Source organism: Butyrivibrio sp. AC2005, from assembly GCF_000424145.1.
GTDB lineage: Bacteria > Bacillota > Clostridia > Lachnospirales > Lachnospiraceae > Butyrivibrio.
In genome coordinates, this window is sequence record NZ_AUJI01000014.1 from 33,670 (window position 1) to 53,391 (window position 19,722).

The 19,722-nt window shown below is 41.0% G+C and carries 10 protein-coding genes; all 10 read right to left on the minus strand.

The features are described 5' to 3' along the window. Positions 1–22: 22 nt before the first annotated feature. The 10 genes from atpH to G602_RS0104970 all read right to left on the minus strand — a co-directional run bounded on the left by atpH (position 23) and on the right by G602_RS0104970 (position 19,698). The gene (gene atpH / locus G602_RS0104925; RefSeq protein ID WP_026657960.1) at positions 23–562 is read right to left on the minus strand and encodes an ATP synthase F1 subunit delta; all 540 of its coding nucleotides are present in this window, start codon (positions 560–562) and stop codon (positions 23–25) included. Beyond that, positions 559–1,062, minus strand: a complete 504-nt coding sequence (gene atpF / locus G602_RS0104930) for a F0F1 ATP synthase subunit B (RefSeq protein ID WP_026657961.1) — start codon at positions 1,060–1,062, stop codon at positions 559–561. The genes atpH and atpF overlap by 4 nt, the downstream gene beginning before the upstream one ends. Before the next feature lie 51 nt (positions 1,063–1,113). Next, positions 1,114–1,395 (minus strand): ATP synthase F0 subunit C, encoded by a 282-nt coding sequence (gene atpE, locus G602_RS0104935; RefSeq protein ID WP_022761136.1) that lies wholly within the window; start codon positions 1,393–1,395, stop codon positions 1,114–1,116. A gap of 109 nt (positions 1,396–1,504) precedes the next feature. Continuing rightward, positions 1,505–2,266, minus strand: a complete 762-nt coding sequence (locus G602_RS0104940) for a F0F1 ATP synthase subunit A (protein ID WP_026657962.1) — start codon at positions 2,264–2,266, stop codon at positions 1,505–1,507. A 9-nt stretch (positions 2,267–2,275) separates the two neighbouring features. Further along, positions 2,276–2,710 carry a hypothetical protein gene (locus G602_RS0104945; protein WP_026657963.1) on the minus strand — a complete coding sequence of 145 codons (435 nt, stop codon included), beginning with the start codon at positions 2,708–2,710 and terminating at the stop codon, positions 2,276–2,278. 205 nt (positions 2,711–2,915) lie between these two features. After that, positions 2,916–3,194 carry an AtpZ/AtpI family protein gene (locus G602_RS0104950; protein WP_026657964.1) on the minus strand — a complete coding sequence of 93 codons (279 nt, stop codon included), beginning with the start codon at positions 3,192–3,194 and terminating at the stop codon, positions 2,916–2,918. 324 nt (positions 3,195–3,518) lie between these two features. Then, positions 3,519–5,321, minus strand: a complete 1,803-nt coding sequence (aspS, locus tag G602_RS0104955) for an aspartate--tRNA ligase (RefSeq protein WP_026657966.1) — start codon at positions 5,319–5,321, stop codon at positions 3,519–3,521. Positions 5,322–5,445: 124 nt separating this feature from the next. Further along, entirely contained in the window at positions 5,446–9,270 is a 3,825-nt protein-coding gene (locus tag G602_RS0104960) for a diguanylate cyclase domain-containing protein (RefSeq protein ID WP_026657967.1), read from the minus strand. Between the two features lie 142 nt (positions 9,271–9,412). Next, positions 9,413–10,336, minus strand: a complete 924-nt coding sequence (locus tag G602_RS0104965; protein ID WP_026657968.1) for an AEC family transporter — start codon at positions 10,334–10,336, stop codon at positions 9,413–9,415. A gap of 86 nt (positions 10,337–10,422) precedes the next feature. Continuing rightward, on the minus strand, positions 10,423–19,698 hold the full coding sequence (locus G602_RS0104970; RefSeq protein WP_026657969.1) for a SpaA isopeptide-forming pilin-related protein: 9,276 nt from the start codon (positions 19,696–19,698) through the stop codon (positions 10,423–10,425). Between the last annotated feature and the right edge of the window lie 24 nt (positions 19,699–19,722).

Genomic DNA, 19,722 nt, shown 5'->3' on the forward strand with positions numbered 1-19,722 from the left:
CCTCCGTGGGTTTTATTCTTTCTTATAGGACTGTCTCGTCAACCTTCTTGCGGAGTTCATCAAGGCGCCCCTGAACCGTTCCGTCATAGAGCTTTCCTTCGATCTCCACACGGATACCTCCGAGTACAGATCCATCGGTTTTCTGAGTTAGAAGAATCTTCTTACCGCTGATGGATTCAAGCTTTGTCTTAAGAGCGCTGACCTGCGACTCATTAAGGGCTATAGCACTTGTCACTGTTGCTTCCGCAATGCCGTGATCCTTGTTATAGCAGCTTCTGAACCTCTTTTCACATGCTGAAAACTGTCTCAAAATTCCTCTCTCAATGAGAATTTTTATAAAGTTCAGCAGGTACGGCTGGAGCTGTCCGTCAAAAGCTTCATCAACAAGCTTTAATCTCTCTTTCCTAGGAACCGAGGGCTCCGATAAAAGCGTTACATAATCAGGATTCTCCTTGAATATCTCCTTGACCGATTCCATCTGACTTAAGATATCATCCGTAAGGTTTTCCGAAAGCGCCAGATCATACAGACTCTGTCCGTATAAATCTCCAGCCTTGGTCATGACGCCTCCCCTACATTGTTAATGAATTCATCAATAAGTTTCTTATGATCGTTCTCGTTGATTTCCTTCTCCACAACTTTTCCTGCAATATCCATTGCAAGTCCGCCAATGGTGTCCTTAGCCTCGTTAATGGCTTTCTTCTTCTCCTGTTCAATGTCAGCTTCAGCTCTTTCAATGAGACCCTTAGCTTGCTGCTCAGCTTCCTTGACGATAGTGTCAGCCTTGCCCTGTGCTTCCTTGGTTGCAGATGCAACAATATCTGCTGCCTGTGCCTGTGCGGAAGAAAGGCTTGTCTCATATTCCTTCTTCATCTCTTCAGCCTTCTGCTTTGCTTCGCGAGCTCCCTTGATCTCATTCTCAGTGAGCTGTCTTCTCTTTTCAATAACCTCATTTATAGGCTTGAAAAGGAACTTCTTAATAAGCCAGAGCTGAATGAAGAGGTTGCATATCTGTGCTATGAACGTCCACGGAACGATTGTAACTAGATCCTGTGTGCCCATTCGTGTACCTCCATTATTTCTACTTTGGGGCTTAAGCTACTGAATAATTATTTAGTTCAGATAGCCCATGAATGTGCCGGGTGCAACGAAAATAAGAAGAAGTCCGGTAACGAAACCATAGATACCGGTTGTCTCTGCGATCGCACAACCAAGAAGCATGGTACTTGTTACATCACCCTTACACTCGGGCTGACGTCCGATTGCCTCGAGCGCCTTAGAAACGGCATTTCCTTCACCAATACCAGGTCCGATACCGGCGATCAGTGCACATCCTGCACCGATACCGCATCCTGCAAGTGCAATACCTTTTGCTAAAATCTGAAAATCACTCATGTTGAAATCCTCCTAGATTTTTTATATGATTTTTCTTTATTAAGTTTTCCCCTCATCCGGCACTTCGTGCCACCTTCCCCCCAAGGGGAAGGCTGTGAGTTATTTTTTCTTAACCCTCAGCCGCATTAGCAATATACATAATTGTCAGCATTGAGAAAATAAACGCCTGCATACATCCTGTAAACCAGTCGAAATATACGCCAAGAATAGCAGGGAGTCCGACATCCAGGATCGGAATATTAGATAGCACATCACCTACAGCGCCCGGAATAAGTCCGAATATTGCGGAAGAAGCAATCGCAAGTGCTGTATAAATGAGTCCGTCAATAACAATACCCGAAAGAATATTACCAAAGTGACGGCAAGCCATACTTACAGGCGTTGCCAGCTCAGATAGGATATTGAACGGTGTCATTACAGCAATCGGCGTTGTGAAGCTCTTGAGATAACCCAGGAACCCTCCCGCTTTAATCTTACATGCAGTGATGATTATGAAGACCACAATTGCCCACGCTGCTTCCGTAGAAAGATCAGCTGTCGGACTTCTGAGACCAACAAGGCATATCAGGTTAGACACAATACTTGTGGCGAAAATCGCCGAAACAAGCGGAATCAGCCAGTCGAATTTCGTTCCACCGGTATTGCTGCGAACCAGATTGTGTGCCGCCTCTACGATCATCTCTGCAACCGCCTGGCGCTTTGAAATATTCTCTACCCGAAGGTTTCTCGTCAGGAAGATACACAGCAGCGTTATGATTGCCATTACAATCCAGCTGACTACCAGCGTCTCTGTGATATTGAAATCACCAAGTACAGGTATGCCGGTGTGGATTGTGTAATAGATCTTACTGCCGGTTACTTCAAAGTTCATACTCTAGTATCACCTTCCTTTCCTCGCAGTTAGAATCCCGCGAATTTTTATTAAAATACTCGGAATAAAAAGAGGAATTACACCGGTTACAAGATTTATAGCCGGTATGAAGATAGATAGAATAACCCACAGAAGCTGCATCATCGTACGATAGCGCAGACTTACTGCCATGGTACTTCTTGCTCTGTCCATCTCCTCTTCATTCATCCCTGTGATCTTCTGTACCGTAAGTCCCATCCAAAAGAAGTTACCTACAGCGACGACAGTTCCACCTATCGCACCCAGAAAGACCGTATAATCAAAAGGTACCTTATAGCCAAATGGCGCATCTTTCGGTACCACTTGATGCAAAACAAAAAACAGTACTATAACGATAAGGCTCGCCACCGCTGTCCCCACAGCTATAAATGTGGTTTCCTTTTTCACTGCATCCTGAACTACCATATCTTTTTTCTCCGCTCCCCTCATCCGGCACTTCGTGCCACCTTCCCCCCAAGGGGAAGGCATTTTTATCCAGTTCCTCCCCCTAAAGGGAAGGCATTTTTATCCAGTTCCTCCCCCTAAAGGGAAGACATTTTTATCCAGTTCCTCCCACTAAAGGGAAGACATTTTTATCCAGTTCCTCCCGCAAAAGGGCAGACAATTAAAATCAAATGTGTTTATTGAAATTTACTTCTTTATCAGGGCGTTTCTTTGTCTGATTCTTCTTTTCCACTTCCAGATACACCTTATAAGCCGTCATGGCAGATCCGCCAAGTCCAAAGAAGAATCCTAAAATATACACCCATCCGCCGACTCCAAGCCTGGTTGTCAGCATATAACACGCAAAAATACAGATGAGTAGCGGGGTTACCAACGACAACCCAAGCTGTCCCACCATAGCAAACTGCGTCATAAGTTTTGAAAAATCTGTTGTTTTTTTGATCATCTATGCCTTTTCCGAGAAATAGTCTGTATTATACAGGCTAAGCATTGAATTTTTATTGATCATATGGCGGTTTCAAGGATGTATTTCTGATATTTTTTAAAAATGTCCAAAATACCGCAACATATATTTCAATAATACAAGTATTTTTCAGAAAAAACAATTGAAAAAGGACGATTTTACAAACATTTCACTTTTAAAAAAAGCTCCCCGAGAGAGAAATAATCATTTCCGGTCTCGTTGCGCAAGCGCATAATCGACCGGGAACTGATTACCCCTCTCTCAGGGAGCATAAAAACTTACGTTTCCTAATTGTTCAAGGAATGATTAACTGTTTTCCTCAGCTACCGTCTTAATATGTAATTCTTCAAGCTGCTTCTCTGTTACTTCTCCGGGAGCACCCATCATGATATCCTGAGCATTCTTGTTCATAGGGAACGGAATAATCTCTCTGATAGAATTCTCACCTGCAAGAAGCATTATCATACGGTCAACGCCGGGTGCAATACCTGCATGCGGCGGTGCACCATAGCAGAATGCATTGTACATAGCAGGGAACTTAGCCTTAACATCCTCTTCACCAAGGCGAACCATCTCAAATGCCTTGATCATGATCTCGGGATCATGGTTTCGAACAGCACCTGATGAAAGCTCAACACCGTTACATACAAGGTCATACTGATCAGCCATGATATCAAGAGGATCAATCTCACCTCTCTCAGCCTTAAGAAGTGTTTCCATTCCGCCTGAAGGCATTGAGAAAGGATTATGACAGAACTCAAGCTCACCTGACTCCTCACCGATCTCATACATCGGGAAATCTACAATCCAGCAGAAAGCATACTGCTCTTTATCCATATGTCCTGGAACAGCAGCACCGAAGGTCTTAACAACAACACCTGCAGTCTTCTGTGCCTGTCCAAGCTTACCTGCACTTATTACAACAAGATCACCGCTCTTAAGTCCGAGAGCTGCAATAACCTCATCCTTCTTATCCTGAACAAACTTAGCGATACCGCCGACAATCTCGCCATTCTCATCAAGTCTGAACCAGTAAGGCTTGTTACCGGCCTGAACTTCAACATCAGCGATAGTCTTATCAATAAACTTGCGGCTCTCCTTAAAGTCTGAAACAACAACAGCCTTGATTCTTACATCTGTATCGCTTCCATCTTCAGCCTTTGTTGCGAACGGACCAAAGCCGCAATCCTTAAGAACCTCTGTAGCATCCTGAACTGTCAGGTCGATTCTGAGATCAGGCTTATCGGAACCGTACTTCTCCATCGCCTCACGATAAGGAATACGGGCAAACGGAGCACCGGAAGCTCTGTCATATAAACCATACTTGGCAAAAATCGGAGGAAGAACATCCTCACAAATCTCAAATACATCTTCCTGAGAAGCAAAAGCCATCTCCATATCCAGCTGATAGAACTCACCCGGGCTTCTGTCTCCTCTTGCATCCTCATCTCTAAAGCAGGGTGCAATCTGGAAATAACGGTCAATTCCGGAGGTCATAAGCAGCTGCTTGAACTGCTGAGGTGCCTGAGGAAGTGCATAAAACTTTCCGGGATGCTTTCTCGCAGGAACAAGGTAATCTCTTGCACCTTCAGGAGATGACACTGTAAGAATAGGTGTGGTAATCTCCATGAAATCATGCTCGATCATAGATGCTCTCAGCGCTGCAATAACATTGCTTCTAAGAATTATGTTCTTCTTAACTTCAGGATTTCTAAGATCAAGATAACGATACTTAAGACGTGCTGTCTCATCGGCCTCACGGCTTCTGTTTATCTCAAAAGGAAGCTCGTTGTATCTGCAACGGCCAAGAATCTCTATCTTCTCCGGGACTACTTCGATATCACCTGTAACCTGCTTAGGATTCTTAGAGCTTCTCTCTCTGACAGTACCCTCAACAGAAATTGTTGATTCCTTATTAATCCCCTTAACAACCTTCATCATGTCTTCTGTTTCAATGACAATCTGAGTTGTTCCGTAAAAATCTCTCAAAACCACAAATCCAAGCTCAGCACCAACTTCACGAAGGTTCTCAAGCCAGCCGACAAGCTTAACCTTATCACCCACGTTTGCAACTCTGAGCTCACCACATGTATGTGTACGTGACTGCATTTTTAATATCTCCTTAAAACAAAAAATAAAGCAACATATTTATATTGCTCTTATGAGCATGTAAAATACCGAAAACCATTTTAGCACAATTACTGCGACTTTGTTATAAAATCTTGAGACATTGTTATTCCATCCCCTCTGTCTCATAGGTAAGCAAGTATCCTTCATGGCCTTCCATATTGTTCCACTGCTCCAGAATTCTATTGATAGGAGTACTTCCATCATCTGCCTGAATAGCAGTGAGTATCAGTATCACCTGGTTCTTTCCGTTTTGAGCCATAACATCATTACTCCTTAAATTAACACTCAAAACCTCAAGGAAGTTATCCATTACTTCCTTTTCAACTTCACCACCATCCTCGCGGCTCAGGATGAACTGTACAATCCAGATATTGACTATTGTTCTTTTAGCTATTCTCACAAACAGCCTGTATACCATTTGGAGCTTTTCAAAATCCACAAGGTAGGCTCCTTTATGGACGCCTCCTCTCTCCTCCAGAATCATCTTTATTCCAGCAACACCGGAAACATTGACTTCATCACCCACCCCAACGCCTGATGTTCTGAACATGAAATAACCATGCTTTCCATTCTGTTTTACATTGTACAGAGCTTTATCAGCCTTTCTGAAAAGATCAGCATAATCTCCACCTTCATCCACAGTAGCAACCGCTCCTATAGATACGCCGGTAGGTATGTTCATATCCTTCCCCATCAGCTCCTCGCAGACGGTGATAATCCTTTCATTTAAGAGCCTCTCTTTTTCAGCAACAGCACTTTCTTCAGACGTCTCCATTATGAAGGCGATAAACTCATCACCTCCGATTCTACCGATAAAGTCATCATCTCTAAGGCATGAACGTATTAGCTCCGCAAATTTTATAAGGACCTTATCCCCCATCTCATGCCCGTATATATCATTAACCAGCTTGAAATTATCAAGGTCAATGATCATCAGAATACCTTCATGGTTTTTGCATAATTCCGGAAGGAACTGCTCAGTAAATCCCTTGTTCCAGAACTTTGTCATGGGATCAATCTTGGCTTCCTTCTGCCATCTTTCCATGCTGGTAATACCTGCTCTTATATTTCCAACGAGCCACCCTATGAACAGTACAAAGAGAACGCAAACCACGAAAAGATATATCTTGAAGTAAAGCCTCTCAAATATCTGCGACTCCTTCATTACACGGAATTTTTCTTCCCTTATTACGTTCCTGCCGGCAGAATCATAGACCTGAACCCGAAGCGTATAATTACCATAAGGAAGATTGATATAGCTAAGTGCCTGCATCTCCTTTTGCGTGCAGATTATACCGTCATCCCCGGAGCCCTCAAGAAAAATGTGCATCATAGGATTTGAAAGCGTGTAGTTCAAAACCGCAATATTGAAGGTTATTCTTCCGGAAGTAGCAGGAATTATATAGTCACCCTTTTCATTAGGTTCAATCACTTCATTATTTGCAACAAGCTTACTTATCTTGATTGAATAATCCCTGTCAAGAAAATTGTCATCTCCTACAGAAATTCTTCTAACGCCATCTGTACAGCATAAATATAAGTATTTTCCATCGAAGGTATTCCGTGCATTGGCAGTAAGGGATGTATCAAGTCCTCTGGCCTTATTCAACAGCGAATAACTGTAATCCCCGTTTTTTATCATATCTGCCTTATTTACGATATATATTCCGGCACCGGAAGTCACCCAGGCATTCCCATCATCTGTATAGAACACATCATAGTTATCGTTATAAGGGAAGTTTGTAAGCTTTGTTACCTTTTCATCCTTAAAATAGTAAAGTGCATTACTAGTGACATAAATACACGAGCCATCGTCATCATAGGGAATAACCTTGAGAACAACGAGAGACTCCATGCCCTGCTCTTTCCCATATATGCCCGCTATCTTACCATCCGAAACAACAGCAATTCCCTGACCGTCAGTACCTACGGTAATAACGCCGGGTTTGTACTCAACCATATCAAGCACCTGTGTTGTCAGGCCATCCTTTTCCCCTATTGTATTTACTACAACACCGTCCTTTATAAAGCTAAGTCCGGTATTACTGCCCGCAACTATGGTTCCGTCAGACTGTTCCATCACAGTCCTGAATCTACCACCTTCAGTGTGCTTATTAACCTCATTAAAAGTGTCAACACTACCATCTGTCTTTAATTCAATCAGACCGTTCTTTCCATAGGTACATACCCAGACATTCCCTTTTGAATCCTCCATCAGATCTTTTATTTTGACATTTTTTAAAATATCCGGATGATCTATTGGAACGGAATAATAGGTTTTCAGATCAATAGTAAAAAGTCCGTTGTTTGTTCCTACATACAACATCCCATCTTTTATCATCGTTGCATTTACTACTTCGGAATCAATCTTCGCTCTCGCAAACACATCCATAAACGGATTCCAGGAATATTTGATAATTCCCTGTTTATTGGAGGCAAACCATATATTTCCCTGATAGTCTACAATTACATCCCATGCAGAACTGCGAAAATCCTGGGTGGACATATCTGTATACTTACCTTCTCTTGTGAGAAATCCGTTACCGACCTCCAATGCACAAAAGAAGCCATTATTCTGCTCAGAATAAATTATTCTGTTAAAATACTCCGCCTGCTGGACTACATACTTTTTTCCTAAAACTATTTCCCCGTCTTCAAGAGTCGCATAAACAGCGTAATTTGAGCTTGAACCCACAAGAAATTCTTCATGCTCTCCGGCTGCAACTGCGGTAAATACCACATGTTCGTCATCAAGTACAGTCTTACCCAGAAACTCATGATATCTGACAAAGAAAAGCTCCCCTGAATTTGTCACTCCCGCAACGACATCCCTCTCATTACTGGTAAGGGTTCTGACTCCATATATATCCCCATCAGTGATGGTTTTTATTGTTCCGTCCTTTGTAATAACGCATAGCTGCGTAGCTGTTCCAATATATACATTCCCTAATTTATCATCACATATCGCTCTGATAGAATCCGATGGTAACCCATCTTTTACAGTATAAAACGTGATTGAATTATTCTTAGGGTTATAGCATGCCAGACCGCTGTCATTTGTGCCTATCCACAAATTACCCCTGCGATCAACATGCATATCCATTACATTGCTGATTCTCTCATCCAGCTCAGCAGCTACAAAACTGTGACCGTCGCTCCTATAAAGTCCTGCGTAAGTTCCCACCCAAAGGTAGCCATCTTTCGTCTGGGCAATGGCGTTAATCTCCATAGTAGCAAGACCGTCATCCGTATCATAATGAATGACAGCATATTCAGAAGCCATATCCACAGCTTTTGAGTTTATGGAAAAAGCGCATAAAGCAGCAGGCAAAAGGAACCATAATAAAGCACTTTTTCTTATGGCTCTCTTTCTTCTGTTTGCCACATAATAATAAATCTGTATAAGCTTTGTTGCGACAATAACGCTTAGGGCTTTATCAGGAATATCAACAAAAGCTTCTCCTAAAAAAGAGCAGACCACAGGTACGTTAATGTCCCTTGAAAGCATGTCAATAAGACCGTCTCCCCATATATTCCCTGTTCTTCCATCATAGAAATATATGTTTAGCGGCGTAGATAAGACAACAGCAACAAAGCCTGCAAACACTGCCGTTGAGATCACTCTGAATAAACTATGGGAACCTGTTTTTGGAAAGAAAAATCCTACAGAAACACCTATGCCTACAGATACTATTATATATGTCAGATTAGCTATTCTATTCTGGCTCCATATTCCCAATAAAGTATTGAGAGCAGCACCAGAAATAGCTCCGCCTAAAGGGCCAAGCTGAATAGCCGCAATAAGTGTACCTATCGCGTCCAACCAGAAAGGAAGTTCAAAAACAGCTGCTATCCTTCTGCCTATGAGATTAATGAGTATGCATACAGCCAGTAACACCCAGCTCTGCCAGCTCTTAAGCTTTTTCATTGAATCCCCTCACAAGCCTTATGGCATTGCCATAAACCACCGTGATGCCACAGTTTTACTCATTAATTCTATCACCGCACCTTAGGGCACTCAATGAAGCAGATGTCAAGAAAACATAAAGAAATTATAAAATTACCGCTTATTATTTAAGGCATATTGCCCCCACAAGCGGTATCGTAATTACAGAAAGAAGGGTGGTAAGTGCAACTCCCCTTGAGGCAGTCTCCTCATCCCCTCCGTAAACCTGCGCAAGCATGGCAGTCATACTTCCTACGGGAGTCGCAATCATTACAAAGCACACTCCGAGAAGAATCGTATCCCTGATAAACATCTTCATCAGAAACACACTGATTACAGGTATAACAATCAGTTTCAGCGCAGAGAATATCATAAGCTTGTAATCTGAAAACAGTTCCTTAAGCTTCATTCCACCCATCGAATATCCTATAACCATCATACTCATCGGCACTGTCAGCCCGCTCAGACTTGTCACCACGTCCTCAACAGGCTCCGGAACATGTACATGTGTAAGATAAAGAGCAAGGGAAACAAAAACTGATATTACTCCGACATTTATTATATTTTTCCATGAAAAGGTCTTGTCAAAATCTATATCCTTCCCACTCCTCATGGCGCGTATACCATAAGTATAAATGAGCAGATTAAAAGGAAACTGAAAAAATGCCGCATACAACAGCCCCGTACTTCCGTAGGTAGCTGACACAATAGGAAATCCCATAAATCCGATATTGGAAAAAATCGTCATTACTCTATAGGTTCCGAAATAATGCTTGTCGAGTTTAAGAATGTTAGGCATAAAAAGTGATATCAGTATCAGTCCAAGGTACATAATAATGGAAGCAAAGACACAGGCCAGGAGCTGTTTGTTTGAAACAACCTCTTCCTTGTTTATCCCTGCGGAAATAATAAAGGCCGGACTTGCAATATTAACAACAATACCCGACATACCTTTACTGATTCTGTCATTCATCAGCTTTGTTTTCCTGCAGATAATTCCCACAGTCATAAGCACAAACAACACAAACATCTGCTGTAATAAGATCATTTTGACTACCTCATACCTAATATTTCATATAGCTTTAACCATTATAAAAGCACTTCTCAAAACTGAAAAGTGCTTTTATATCGTCATTATTCAGTTAGTGCAGTAAAAGGATCTTTATCCGGAGCTTTAGGTTCCGTTGCTCTTACAATTCCATCAGAGTCTTCTTTTACCTCGAATTCAAACTTTGTATTTTCTCCTGCTCCACCGGATGCCGATTCAACAAGGTAATACTTGCCCACACCGAGCTTTCCGATAAAGAACGCGCCTGCATCTCCTGAAATCCAGCTTCCGTCGATGTTCTTGGCAATACTCATAAGATCCGCTCTCAGGATGTCAAATTTTGGTCCTCTATACGGCAAGTCTCCACTACCGGTCTTCTTGAGAACAACCTTGCATTTTGCTTTTGACAGATTGATAATTCCAAGCTTTTCTATAACTGACTTACCTTTTTTTATGCATTCCTTATCAATCTTCTCATTGTCCTTGTCCATGCGTACAAGAACAAATTTTGTAGCTTCATCCTTGTGGTCTTCGTCAAGATCAGACTCTAATTTAACATCTATAGTGAGTCCGGTATCATTCGATACATCCTCCTTAGCCTGCTTTACATTATCCTCTCCGACATAAAGCTTATAAACATACTGCTTACGATTTTCCTCCACATCAGGATCATCTCCGGCTTTTACAAAATAGTCATACTCATATTTTGCATCATCAGGAAGCTTCGTCTCTTTCATGAAATAGATACCTGCAGGAATCTTAAATACGACATTATTTCCCTTTTCATCCTGCGGCGCGGTTGATACTACCTTTTCTGTAGTGACCTCATTTTCACCTTCCTTTATGATCACTCCACTAAACGGCGTTCCATTATTCTCAAGAACTCCGGCAAAAGTATTCGCATCTCCGGTCTCCGACGTATCATAGAAAGTGAACTCTGCTCCTGCAAGAGGTTCTCCGTATCCATCAATCTTTTTAAATGAAATATCCACACCATTACTGTTAGTAACAAGGAAATACTCACTTTTGGCAACTCCCTGCTCATCATATTCCTTCGGAACAAATTGATCATCATTGCAAGGCTTTATACTGCCATAGGCTGTCTTCATCTTCACGTCCTGCTTTTGTACTCTGATATCGCCCTGGTCATCGATGGTAATCTTGAACTGCGGAATATTTTCTGTATCATTATGTCCCTGATACTCTTCCGGAATTGTCTCCTTGATTATATAGGTATCTGTTTTTTCTGCTTCTGCCTGTGGAATACTGATCTTAAGTAGTCCCTCGGCATTTGTCTTAGCCACATTAACATATTCCTTATTCTCGTATAAAAGGGAATATTCACCATCCTCATCATCATGAAGGTTATAGAGTCTTAATGCATCGTCATTCGAATCCGCCTTGTCCGCTTTAAATATTCTGAATTCTACGTTCTTTATAGGTTCCTTCGTGTCAGTAACCTTTTTAATATTCAGAACAGTCGTCTTCTTCATGGTATTGATGAAATTCGTAGACTCATTGTCATCCATGTCTACCGCATCCAAAGGCTCTGCATTTGTCTTTACTCTCTTTTCCGGATTCCATGGTTTATACTCTTCATCATCCGGATCTCCTGTATTTGTCTGGTTAAATGTCACTTCTGCTCCGTATACAATCTCCTTCTCGCTCTCACTATCTTGCAGATGTATTGTGTAATTATTTTCTTTGACTATGTAATTTTGATTTCCTTCAATGGGAACAACCCATGTATATGTTATATTTCCATCCTTCTCAGTCTTTTTAATAAAACCATATATATTGGTATCAACTTTACCCCTGGTTGTCACCGCATAGAAGGATCCTGCCGAAACCCTGTCAAGCATCGTCAGCATTATCGTATCATCCGTGATACTGGTAGTATCATTCGCGTTGCTATCCCCATTGCCGGTAGCAGCATTTTTTAGTGTGATATTGAATCTGTTTTTGGCTTTTGCTATCTTTGCCTGTACATCAGCTTCCGAATCTGTATCTGAAATTGTATCAATATCTGCCGTAGCAGCCTCAACAGCAACCGGATCACCCTTGAATGTCTTTGTGATTGTTACACTACTTACCTTTTTCGTGATCTTACCGTTTACGTGAAAACCTGCTTTTACATCCGATGACTGATATTTAACAACAAACCATCTGATCAGATAATTTTCAGGCGTAAGCTCCTCTTTAGGAATTTCCACCTTGGTTCCGGTTCTCTCATCATAATACTTTATCTTCAGGTTAGATTCCTGTAACTTTTTGAAGACAAATTCATCACTTGGCAAGTATGAAATATGCCATGTTCTATTCTTCTCATTTTCTTCATAGGGATCAACATCGTGCGCCCCATGGAACTTATCATGCACATTCTTGTCAATAACTCCGTCATCAAAATATCCGGATTCCCCTGCAAGCTCCTCTCTTATCTTTTTGTCAACCTTAGCAGCTTCCTGGGCTCTCTGAGTATAATTTTCCATATCCTGAATAAAGGTAACAAAATATTTATATTTTCCTTTAGAAGGTGAATTTATCTCATTAGAAAATAATATTTTGTTTGTATCATTATCAGTACTATAGAATGCCGCAGGTCCCAGATGTACATATTTACTTGAGGTTTCTATAATATAATCTTCGGCACTGATAGGGTTATCTATCTGGTCAGCGTCTGACAATATAGAGAGATTTGTTGAAGATTTCGCTGCTGATGTCGTATTTTTCCAATCACATGCCCAACTTGAGACAAGAGTGATTTTTTCATCATGATCATTGTCAAGATCAGTCAGATCATATATTCCATTTTCCAAATCATATGGCCTTATTATTGAGCCATCCTCAAGTCTCCATCCCCTAAACAGATATGTGCGTCCATATTCGCCCGGAGTCTTTTGATAAGTACGAATATATTTATTCCCGAAATATCCATCCGGATCAACTGTTTCCATATAGGAAACATATCTGCCATTATACTCATATCCCACATTAGGGAATTTATATGATGTTACAGCTTCACCCTCACGTATCTCTTCATATTTATCCTGACCAATCTTTGTATAGGTTCCGCCAAATTCAGTATCTATTACAGGTAAGCTTCCACCATCTATTTGACTGCTATACCCCGGATCGCTATCAATAATGTTATATTCTATTGTGAATTTTAGCGCTTCCTCCTTAACTAATTTCCATACTGCCTTTATGGTTATTGTTGTTCCCATCTGTTCAGCTGCGAAATCAACAATATCTCCCGGAATATAGGAGCCATCTGTCAAAGTTCCTGCATATCCTTTTATTTTCCAGCCAACAAATTCATAAGTATACTTTTTACCTGAATCCATGGAAACATATTTGTCAGCTACCGGATCTTTTAAAGTATATTCATATGCACTTTCATTTTGTTTAATCGAGACTTCTTCCGTTGTTGCAAGAGGCAGATTATTCTTAAGCCCCTTATCTCCCGTAGCCTTTCCATAAACATAATTTATCGTCAATACTTTTTGGCTGGAACTGTCTGCAGCCAGATTAAACCAGTCATCATCATAATTTTTAACGACATCAGTATGTGCCTGGAAACTTTTAGCCTTATAATTCAAAGAATACTGATACTGACTGTCTTTTGTAGTAATTCTTATTCTTCCGTTCAGTTTGGTTGATATATAGAACATCTGCGGATTATCTGTATAACTTACATTTCCTCTCTTTGCATGTCCATAAGTTATATTCAGATACTTTCCTGCATACTCTCCGTTTTTGATTACTATATAATATCCAAACTTCTCATCCTGCTTTATAAATTCAAAAATACCAAGATCATTACCCGAAGTAATTTCACCGTTAGCAACAGTAATTACTTCTCCCTTTATGCATTGTTGAATTCCACCATCTCTGTTTACCGGAATAATATCATTTCTCATTCCATATTTATTATCTGCAGAATAGATAACGTATTCACCGCTGATATTTACATCCTGAATCAGTAACATCCTGGAATTTTCTGAAACATTAAGCATATCCGGTTCTTCAACAATCCTGAACTTATCTGCAGTATCTGACTCCTTAAATACAATACATTCAAGGCAATACCCCGGCTTATCAAGACTCTCTATTACATGATAGTCTCCCATATCCATTATTCTGAATCTGGCAGCTCTATCCAGTGTACAGTTTGTCTTGACAGACATGGTTGCTGTATCAGCATCAAATCCTATATAATTCGATCCATTGTGAATCCTATATCCGTTATTGCTAGCTGTGAATGTCCATGCAGTTGCTTCAAACGGCACAGTTGTGCCATTTCTGGCACCGGTACTGTCATATTTTAAGAACTGACCACCTGCTGTAATATATAAATCCTGACCGTTAAGTGATCTGTCTCCGATATCCGTAGAATCTACTGCCTCCGAAAGAACAAGCTTTGTTCCTTCCGCAGACACATTAAGACTACTTACATAATCTGTTGTAGCACCATATCCCAGGTATTTATTTATTTCATTTGATTTAGCAAGGCATATTCTATGATAGCTGTCCCAATCAGTTACAGTAAACCGGCTTGAATTTTCTTCTGTATCAGGATGCCATCCGGTTATTGTTATCGGATCTGTTTCCGACAGAGTCACCGTTAAGTAATCTGTCCCGTTAAATATCTGATATCCGTCGCCTTCGGTTTTAAATGACCATGCGGTTGCCTTTGTACTATCATCCGTTGAGGAAAGTGTTTTTACTCCTTCTTCCTCCTTTATGCTCAAATATCTGATAACAGAAGGCTCTTCGCTATCGTCAACATACGATATGTAATATGCGCTACCGTCAAGAGCGGTATCAAAGACATCAAAATTAGGAAGTGAAACTATTGTATAATTCGAAAAGCTATTTGCAGCAAACTCTATTATTCCATCATTGACAGCAGATTCTACAGCTTCGACCGAATCTCCAAAATGAACAACCTTGATCTCTTCGTCTTCTTTGCCAATCTCATCTTGGATGAGCTGAACTGATACCTTTACATCCTTAGTCGGTTGATAGATATCTCCCGTTTCCTTGTCAACAAAGGATATATCAAAAATTCTGGCCATTCTCACATATTCGCTATAAGTTCCAAGCTCCTTGGCACTTTCCTCAATATATCCTGCATATTCTTCATTTTCCACCGTCACTTCAGATACAGTAAGTTCTGCATTCGCAGGTATGCCGGATGCATTATCATAATCAACGGTTATACTATAAACACTTTCATCTGACGCAATTACTGTCTTCTGTTGTACAGGCTGTACAAGAACAAATACCGAAAAGCCATCTGTTTCAAAACTTACCTTATCGGCAGGTGTTCTGGCAGCGGGATTGTCATCTGTTTCTCCGTTTTCTTCATCTTCATTGGTAACATCTGCTTCAATTATCTGTGGTTCCTCATTTTTCATATGAACTGCAGCCAGTTCATCATCTGCAAACAGTTCATTATTCGTATATAAACCATCAGCTTGAATTTCAACATATACAGGTGCTTCCGGCTGGATTTCCTCACCATCCTTTTGAATAGAAAGATCAAAAAGCCTATAGCTTGCAACATCCTCAGCTTCTATTTCCATTGCCTCTGTAGCATCACTAACAAGCTGTCCATAGTCATAGTCCTCACTATCCTCAGCTATATCTGTAACACAAAGTTCAGCTCCTTCAGGAATATTTGCGTCCGTTCCAAAGTATACGGCTATTCCCCTATCCTTATCCTCCAGAACGCCTTCATATAATTTTTCTTCCGCATACTCTTTCTCATCTATATTACCTTTTTCTGTTGTTTCAACAGAATTCTTAGAACTTCCGGATAATATATCTTTTAGTGTATCCTCCCCATTTTCACCTGTAGATTGATTTGTTGTTCCCTCTGCAGTTTCTTCCTTTTTATTCTCGTTCTCTTCTTTTACTTCTTCAGAATTGGTGGCAGTATTCTCCTGCTGCGCCTCACTTCCGTTTGCATCATTTGCACTCTCCCCTGAATTGTTCGCTGTCTCTTCGGATGAAGCTGCTTCATTCGATGCATTATCCGCATTCTGAGGCTGGCTTTCTCCTGAAGCTTCTTCCTGAGATTGGTTTTCTCCTGAAGCTTCATTCTGAGACTGACCTTCTCCTGAAGCTTCTTCCTGAGACTGACCTTCTCCCGTAGCTTCTTCCTGAGGCTGATTTTCTCCTGAAGCTTCCTCCTGAGATTGATTTTCTCCTGAAGCTTCATTTTGGGATTGATCTTCCCCGGAGCCTTCGTTCTGGCTATTTTCCTGTTGTTCTTCCTGCTCAGTTGTATTCTCTTCAGGCGCAGCAGACTCTCCATTCGAGGAGTCCTGATTCTCTGTAGTCACATCCTGATCATTCAAATCCTCTTCCGGTATAGGCTCAGTAATAACTGCCTCAGCAAGAGCTCTTACAACATCTGAATTCCTAATGTCGGAAGCTACCGCCTTAATAACCGCAAACGGGTCAATTTCATGTCTGGTATCTCTTACTATTCCATCAGGATTCTTAACAAATGTTTCTACTATCGGCCAATCACCATAATGTGCATCTACAAAGAATAATTCTGAAAATGATCCTCCTCTTAATTTTGAAACAAAGGGGAATCCATAAATTGCAGGTTGAAGATTTGAATCGTATCTGTGAGTTTTTTCACCTCGCAAAATAGTAAGCTCCGAAGCAGGAAGCATAAACTTGTTATACTCGTACCCCTCATCATTACTTATTTCTGAATCATCAATTGCTTTTATTCCATTTTCATCTTTGACAGTTCCGCCTATGCCCTTTAAATAATTGCCATTATCAATCTGATTGATTAATTCAAAATATCTGTCTGCTGCAAGTGATGCTCCACCACTTCCAATAAATCCACCCTTACCTGATACACTTATCGGTGTATTCGATGTAGATGCAGCCGTTTCAAATAATACCTGTCCAACAGCATAGCAGTTGGTAATATTTCCACCAGAGGCTGTTCCTGCAAAACCTCCTACAGTTGAAGCAGATGCAGAGCATGTAGAATAACTATTTTGAATTGTTGCTCCTGCTGATGTCCCGACAAAACCACCTGCGGATGAGCTTCCTATAACATTAATTCTTCCTTTTGTACCTTCTGAAGTCTCTTTTCCGTATTTTCCGGGTTTATCATTTTCTGTTATGGTATGTCCACCTGAAAAGCTCTCATCAATTGATGTATTTGACGCCATACCAACCAGACCACCGGCCATTCCTCCCGTTGATCTGACATATAATGCTGCTGCGCATCCTGTAACTCTTCCACCGTCTATTTCACCAATAAGTCCCCCGGTTCCTGCTGATCCGGTGATTTCCAACCCTTCATCAGGATAATCTACGGTAGTTGCTACTGCTTCGCCGGAAGTAGCAAGTGTTCCATTATAGGCAAGCACATTCTTTATTTCGTTGCTTCCTGTGCCCTTACCAATCAGTGCTCCTGCAGCCCCACCTGATGATTTGACACAAAGGTTCTTTATTACAACTCCGTCTATATTACAGCTGTCTGCTTCTCCGATAATTCCGGCTGTATTTCCACTTCCGTTAATTGTTTCTTCCGGAATATTCTCATTGCTGTTATATGCAAAAACATTCTTAACGGTTGAACCTGTCAGTCTTCCCGCAAGCATTCCTGCACTATTATTTGCAACCGTATTATTTATCTTAAACTCAGTAATAACAAGATTAGCAATTATTATGTTATTCTGATCACCAAATAAACCGATTTTTCTATTGGTTCCTAATATGGCATAACTGTCAGAAGTATCTACTTTCAGACGTCTTATTACATGATAATCATTCTGAGTGTAATCTGAATTTGAATTTTTCTCTTCAGGATTAACTGTTTCAACATCTGCCACTGAAGTTATTGCATTAACAGTGTTGTTCTCTGTCCTGTCGCCATTGAAGGATCTGAGTTCGGAATTAGTTATGGGAGTAAAGTTTCTAACCTGACCATTACCTTTGGGATATTTATTCTCATCTTCAGCCCAATCGATATCATCCAGTAACACTGCCGCCATCGAAGAAGCCTCTCCGCCTGCTGCCATTCTGCTCTCAACCTTGGAAAAATCTTTTGCAAGATTCTGTAAGTGACGGGGATAAATGATTTGTGCAACACCAATGCCATTATCCACATCAAAGTCTGCATACAGGCTGTTTTCAACATTTGATACCGCCGTGGCTCCACGTGTAAGCTTTGAAACCTCCGAGCTGCTATTGTCCGTATCCCATACCTTAAAGGAAATGCTTATATCATCACCCGGTGTAATCTGACTTCCCAAATTACCACCGCTCTTTGTTTTTAACAGATTAAACTGCATATCCTTATCAAGTGAGTCAAGCTTAATATAACCTATAAGTCCATACTTTTCAGATGAATCCCTTTGTGTTCCAAACGCTGATACCGGAATAGTTGTCTGTCCTGAACCGGTGGTATAAACAATTCCTGTCGTTCCATCTGTTTCAAGATAATTACTATCAGTATCCCCGCTATAGTTCTGCCATCTTATTTCATTAGCTGAAATATCTATTCCCTCGGAGCTGTTTCCACCCGAAGACTTTTCTCCCTTTACTGTCAGTTTGAATGCAATATTTGTTTTGCCTTCAATCTGTTTTCTTGTATTCTCATCTATTGTTATCTTTACAACACCTAATAAATCACGACTGTTAATTATCCAGGCTCCTGCTGAGAGACCTCCTTTCACATTAGCCCCAAGGAGTCCGGTTGCTCCTTCAGAATAATATCCGACATATGCATTATAAGCCGCAATTCTGTCCGCAGCTGTTCCCCTGAGAGGAGAGCCCAGGTCTGTTCCTGCAAGAGCTGCTATACTGGTTCCTGCCTTTTCCGGCTCATCGCAAACCACAGCAGCATATACATCAAGACTTACAGGATCATATTCAATAACGATGGATGTTCCTCCACGCTCGGCGCTGAAAAATTTATCGTTAAATGCCTTATCTTTAAAAAACAGACTTGCTGCTTCAGAACCATCATCCGATGTAAGGTAAGCCAGCTGCGTATTTCCCCCAATGGAGAATTTGTTAGCATTGTATAATTCCTTAACTACACTTATTGTCTGTCCTTCGGCATTTACCTCATCACTCTTTTCCTGTGCAACAAACAGTTCCATCATCCTGCTTTGAGCAGCATAATAAACAGCCTCAGCTCTTTTATCAAGGTGAGACTGTCGCGTATTCTTTATTAGTTTATCGCCCACAATAAAGCCTATTGCAGACAAAACAAGCAGTATTGCTACTACCACAAGCAGTTCTACAATACTAAATCCCCGTGCAGCTCTCTTTCTGCTGCCCATTACGTTTTTCACACTATTTACTTTTTTCATACCCCTGTTCTCCCAAACATAATA

What these genes read in the sequence shown, in the direction of transcription:
- atpH (WP_026657960.1), bottom strand. Translation starts at nt 562, where the DNA reads ATGACCAAGGCTGGAGATTTATACGGACAGAGTCTGTATGATCTGGCG.
- atpF (WP_026657961.1), bottom strand. Translation starts at nt 1,062, where the DNA reads ATGGGCACACAGGATCTAGTTACAATCGTTCCGTGGACGTTCATAGCA.
- atpE (WP_022761136.1), bottom strand. Translation starts at nt 1,395, where the DNA reads ATGAGTGATTTTCAGATTTTAGCAAAAGGTATTGCACTTGCAGGATGC.
- G602_RS0104940 (WP_026657962.1), bottom strand. Translation starts at nt 2,266, where the DNA reads ATGAACTTTGAAGTAACCGGCAGTAAGATCTATTACACAATCCACACC.
- G602_RS0104945 (WP_026657963.1), bottom strand. Translation starts at nt 2,710, where the DNA reads ATGGTAGTTCAGGATGCAGTGAAAAAGGAAACCACATTTATAGCTGTG.
- G602_RS0104950 (WP_026657964.1), bottom strand. Translation starts at nt 3,194, where the DNA reads ATGATCAAAAAAACAACAGATTTTTCAAAACTTATGACGCAGTTTGCT.
- aspS (WP_026657966.1), bottom strand. Translation starts at nt 5,321, where the DNA reads ATGCAGTCACGTACACATACATGTGGTGAGCTCAGAGTTGCAAACGTG.
- G602_RS0104960 (WP_026657967.1), bottom strand. Translation starts at nt 9,270, where the DNA reads ATGAAAAAGCTTAAGAGCTGGCAGAGCTGGGTGTTACTGGCTGTATGC.
- G602_RS0104965 (WP_026657968.1), bottom strand. Translation starts at nt 10,336, where the DNA reads ATGATCTTATTACAGCAGATGTTTGTGTTGTTTGTGCTTATGACTGTG.
- G602_RS0104970 (WP_026657969.1), bottom strand. Translation starts at nt 19,698, where the DNA reads ATGAAAAAAGTAAATAGTGTGAAAAACGTAATGGGCAGCAGAAAGAGA.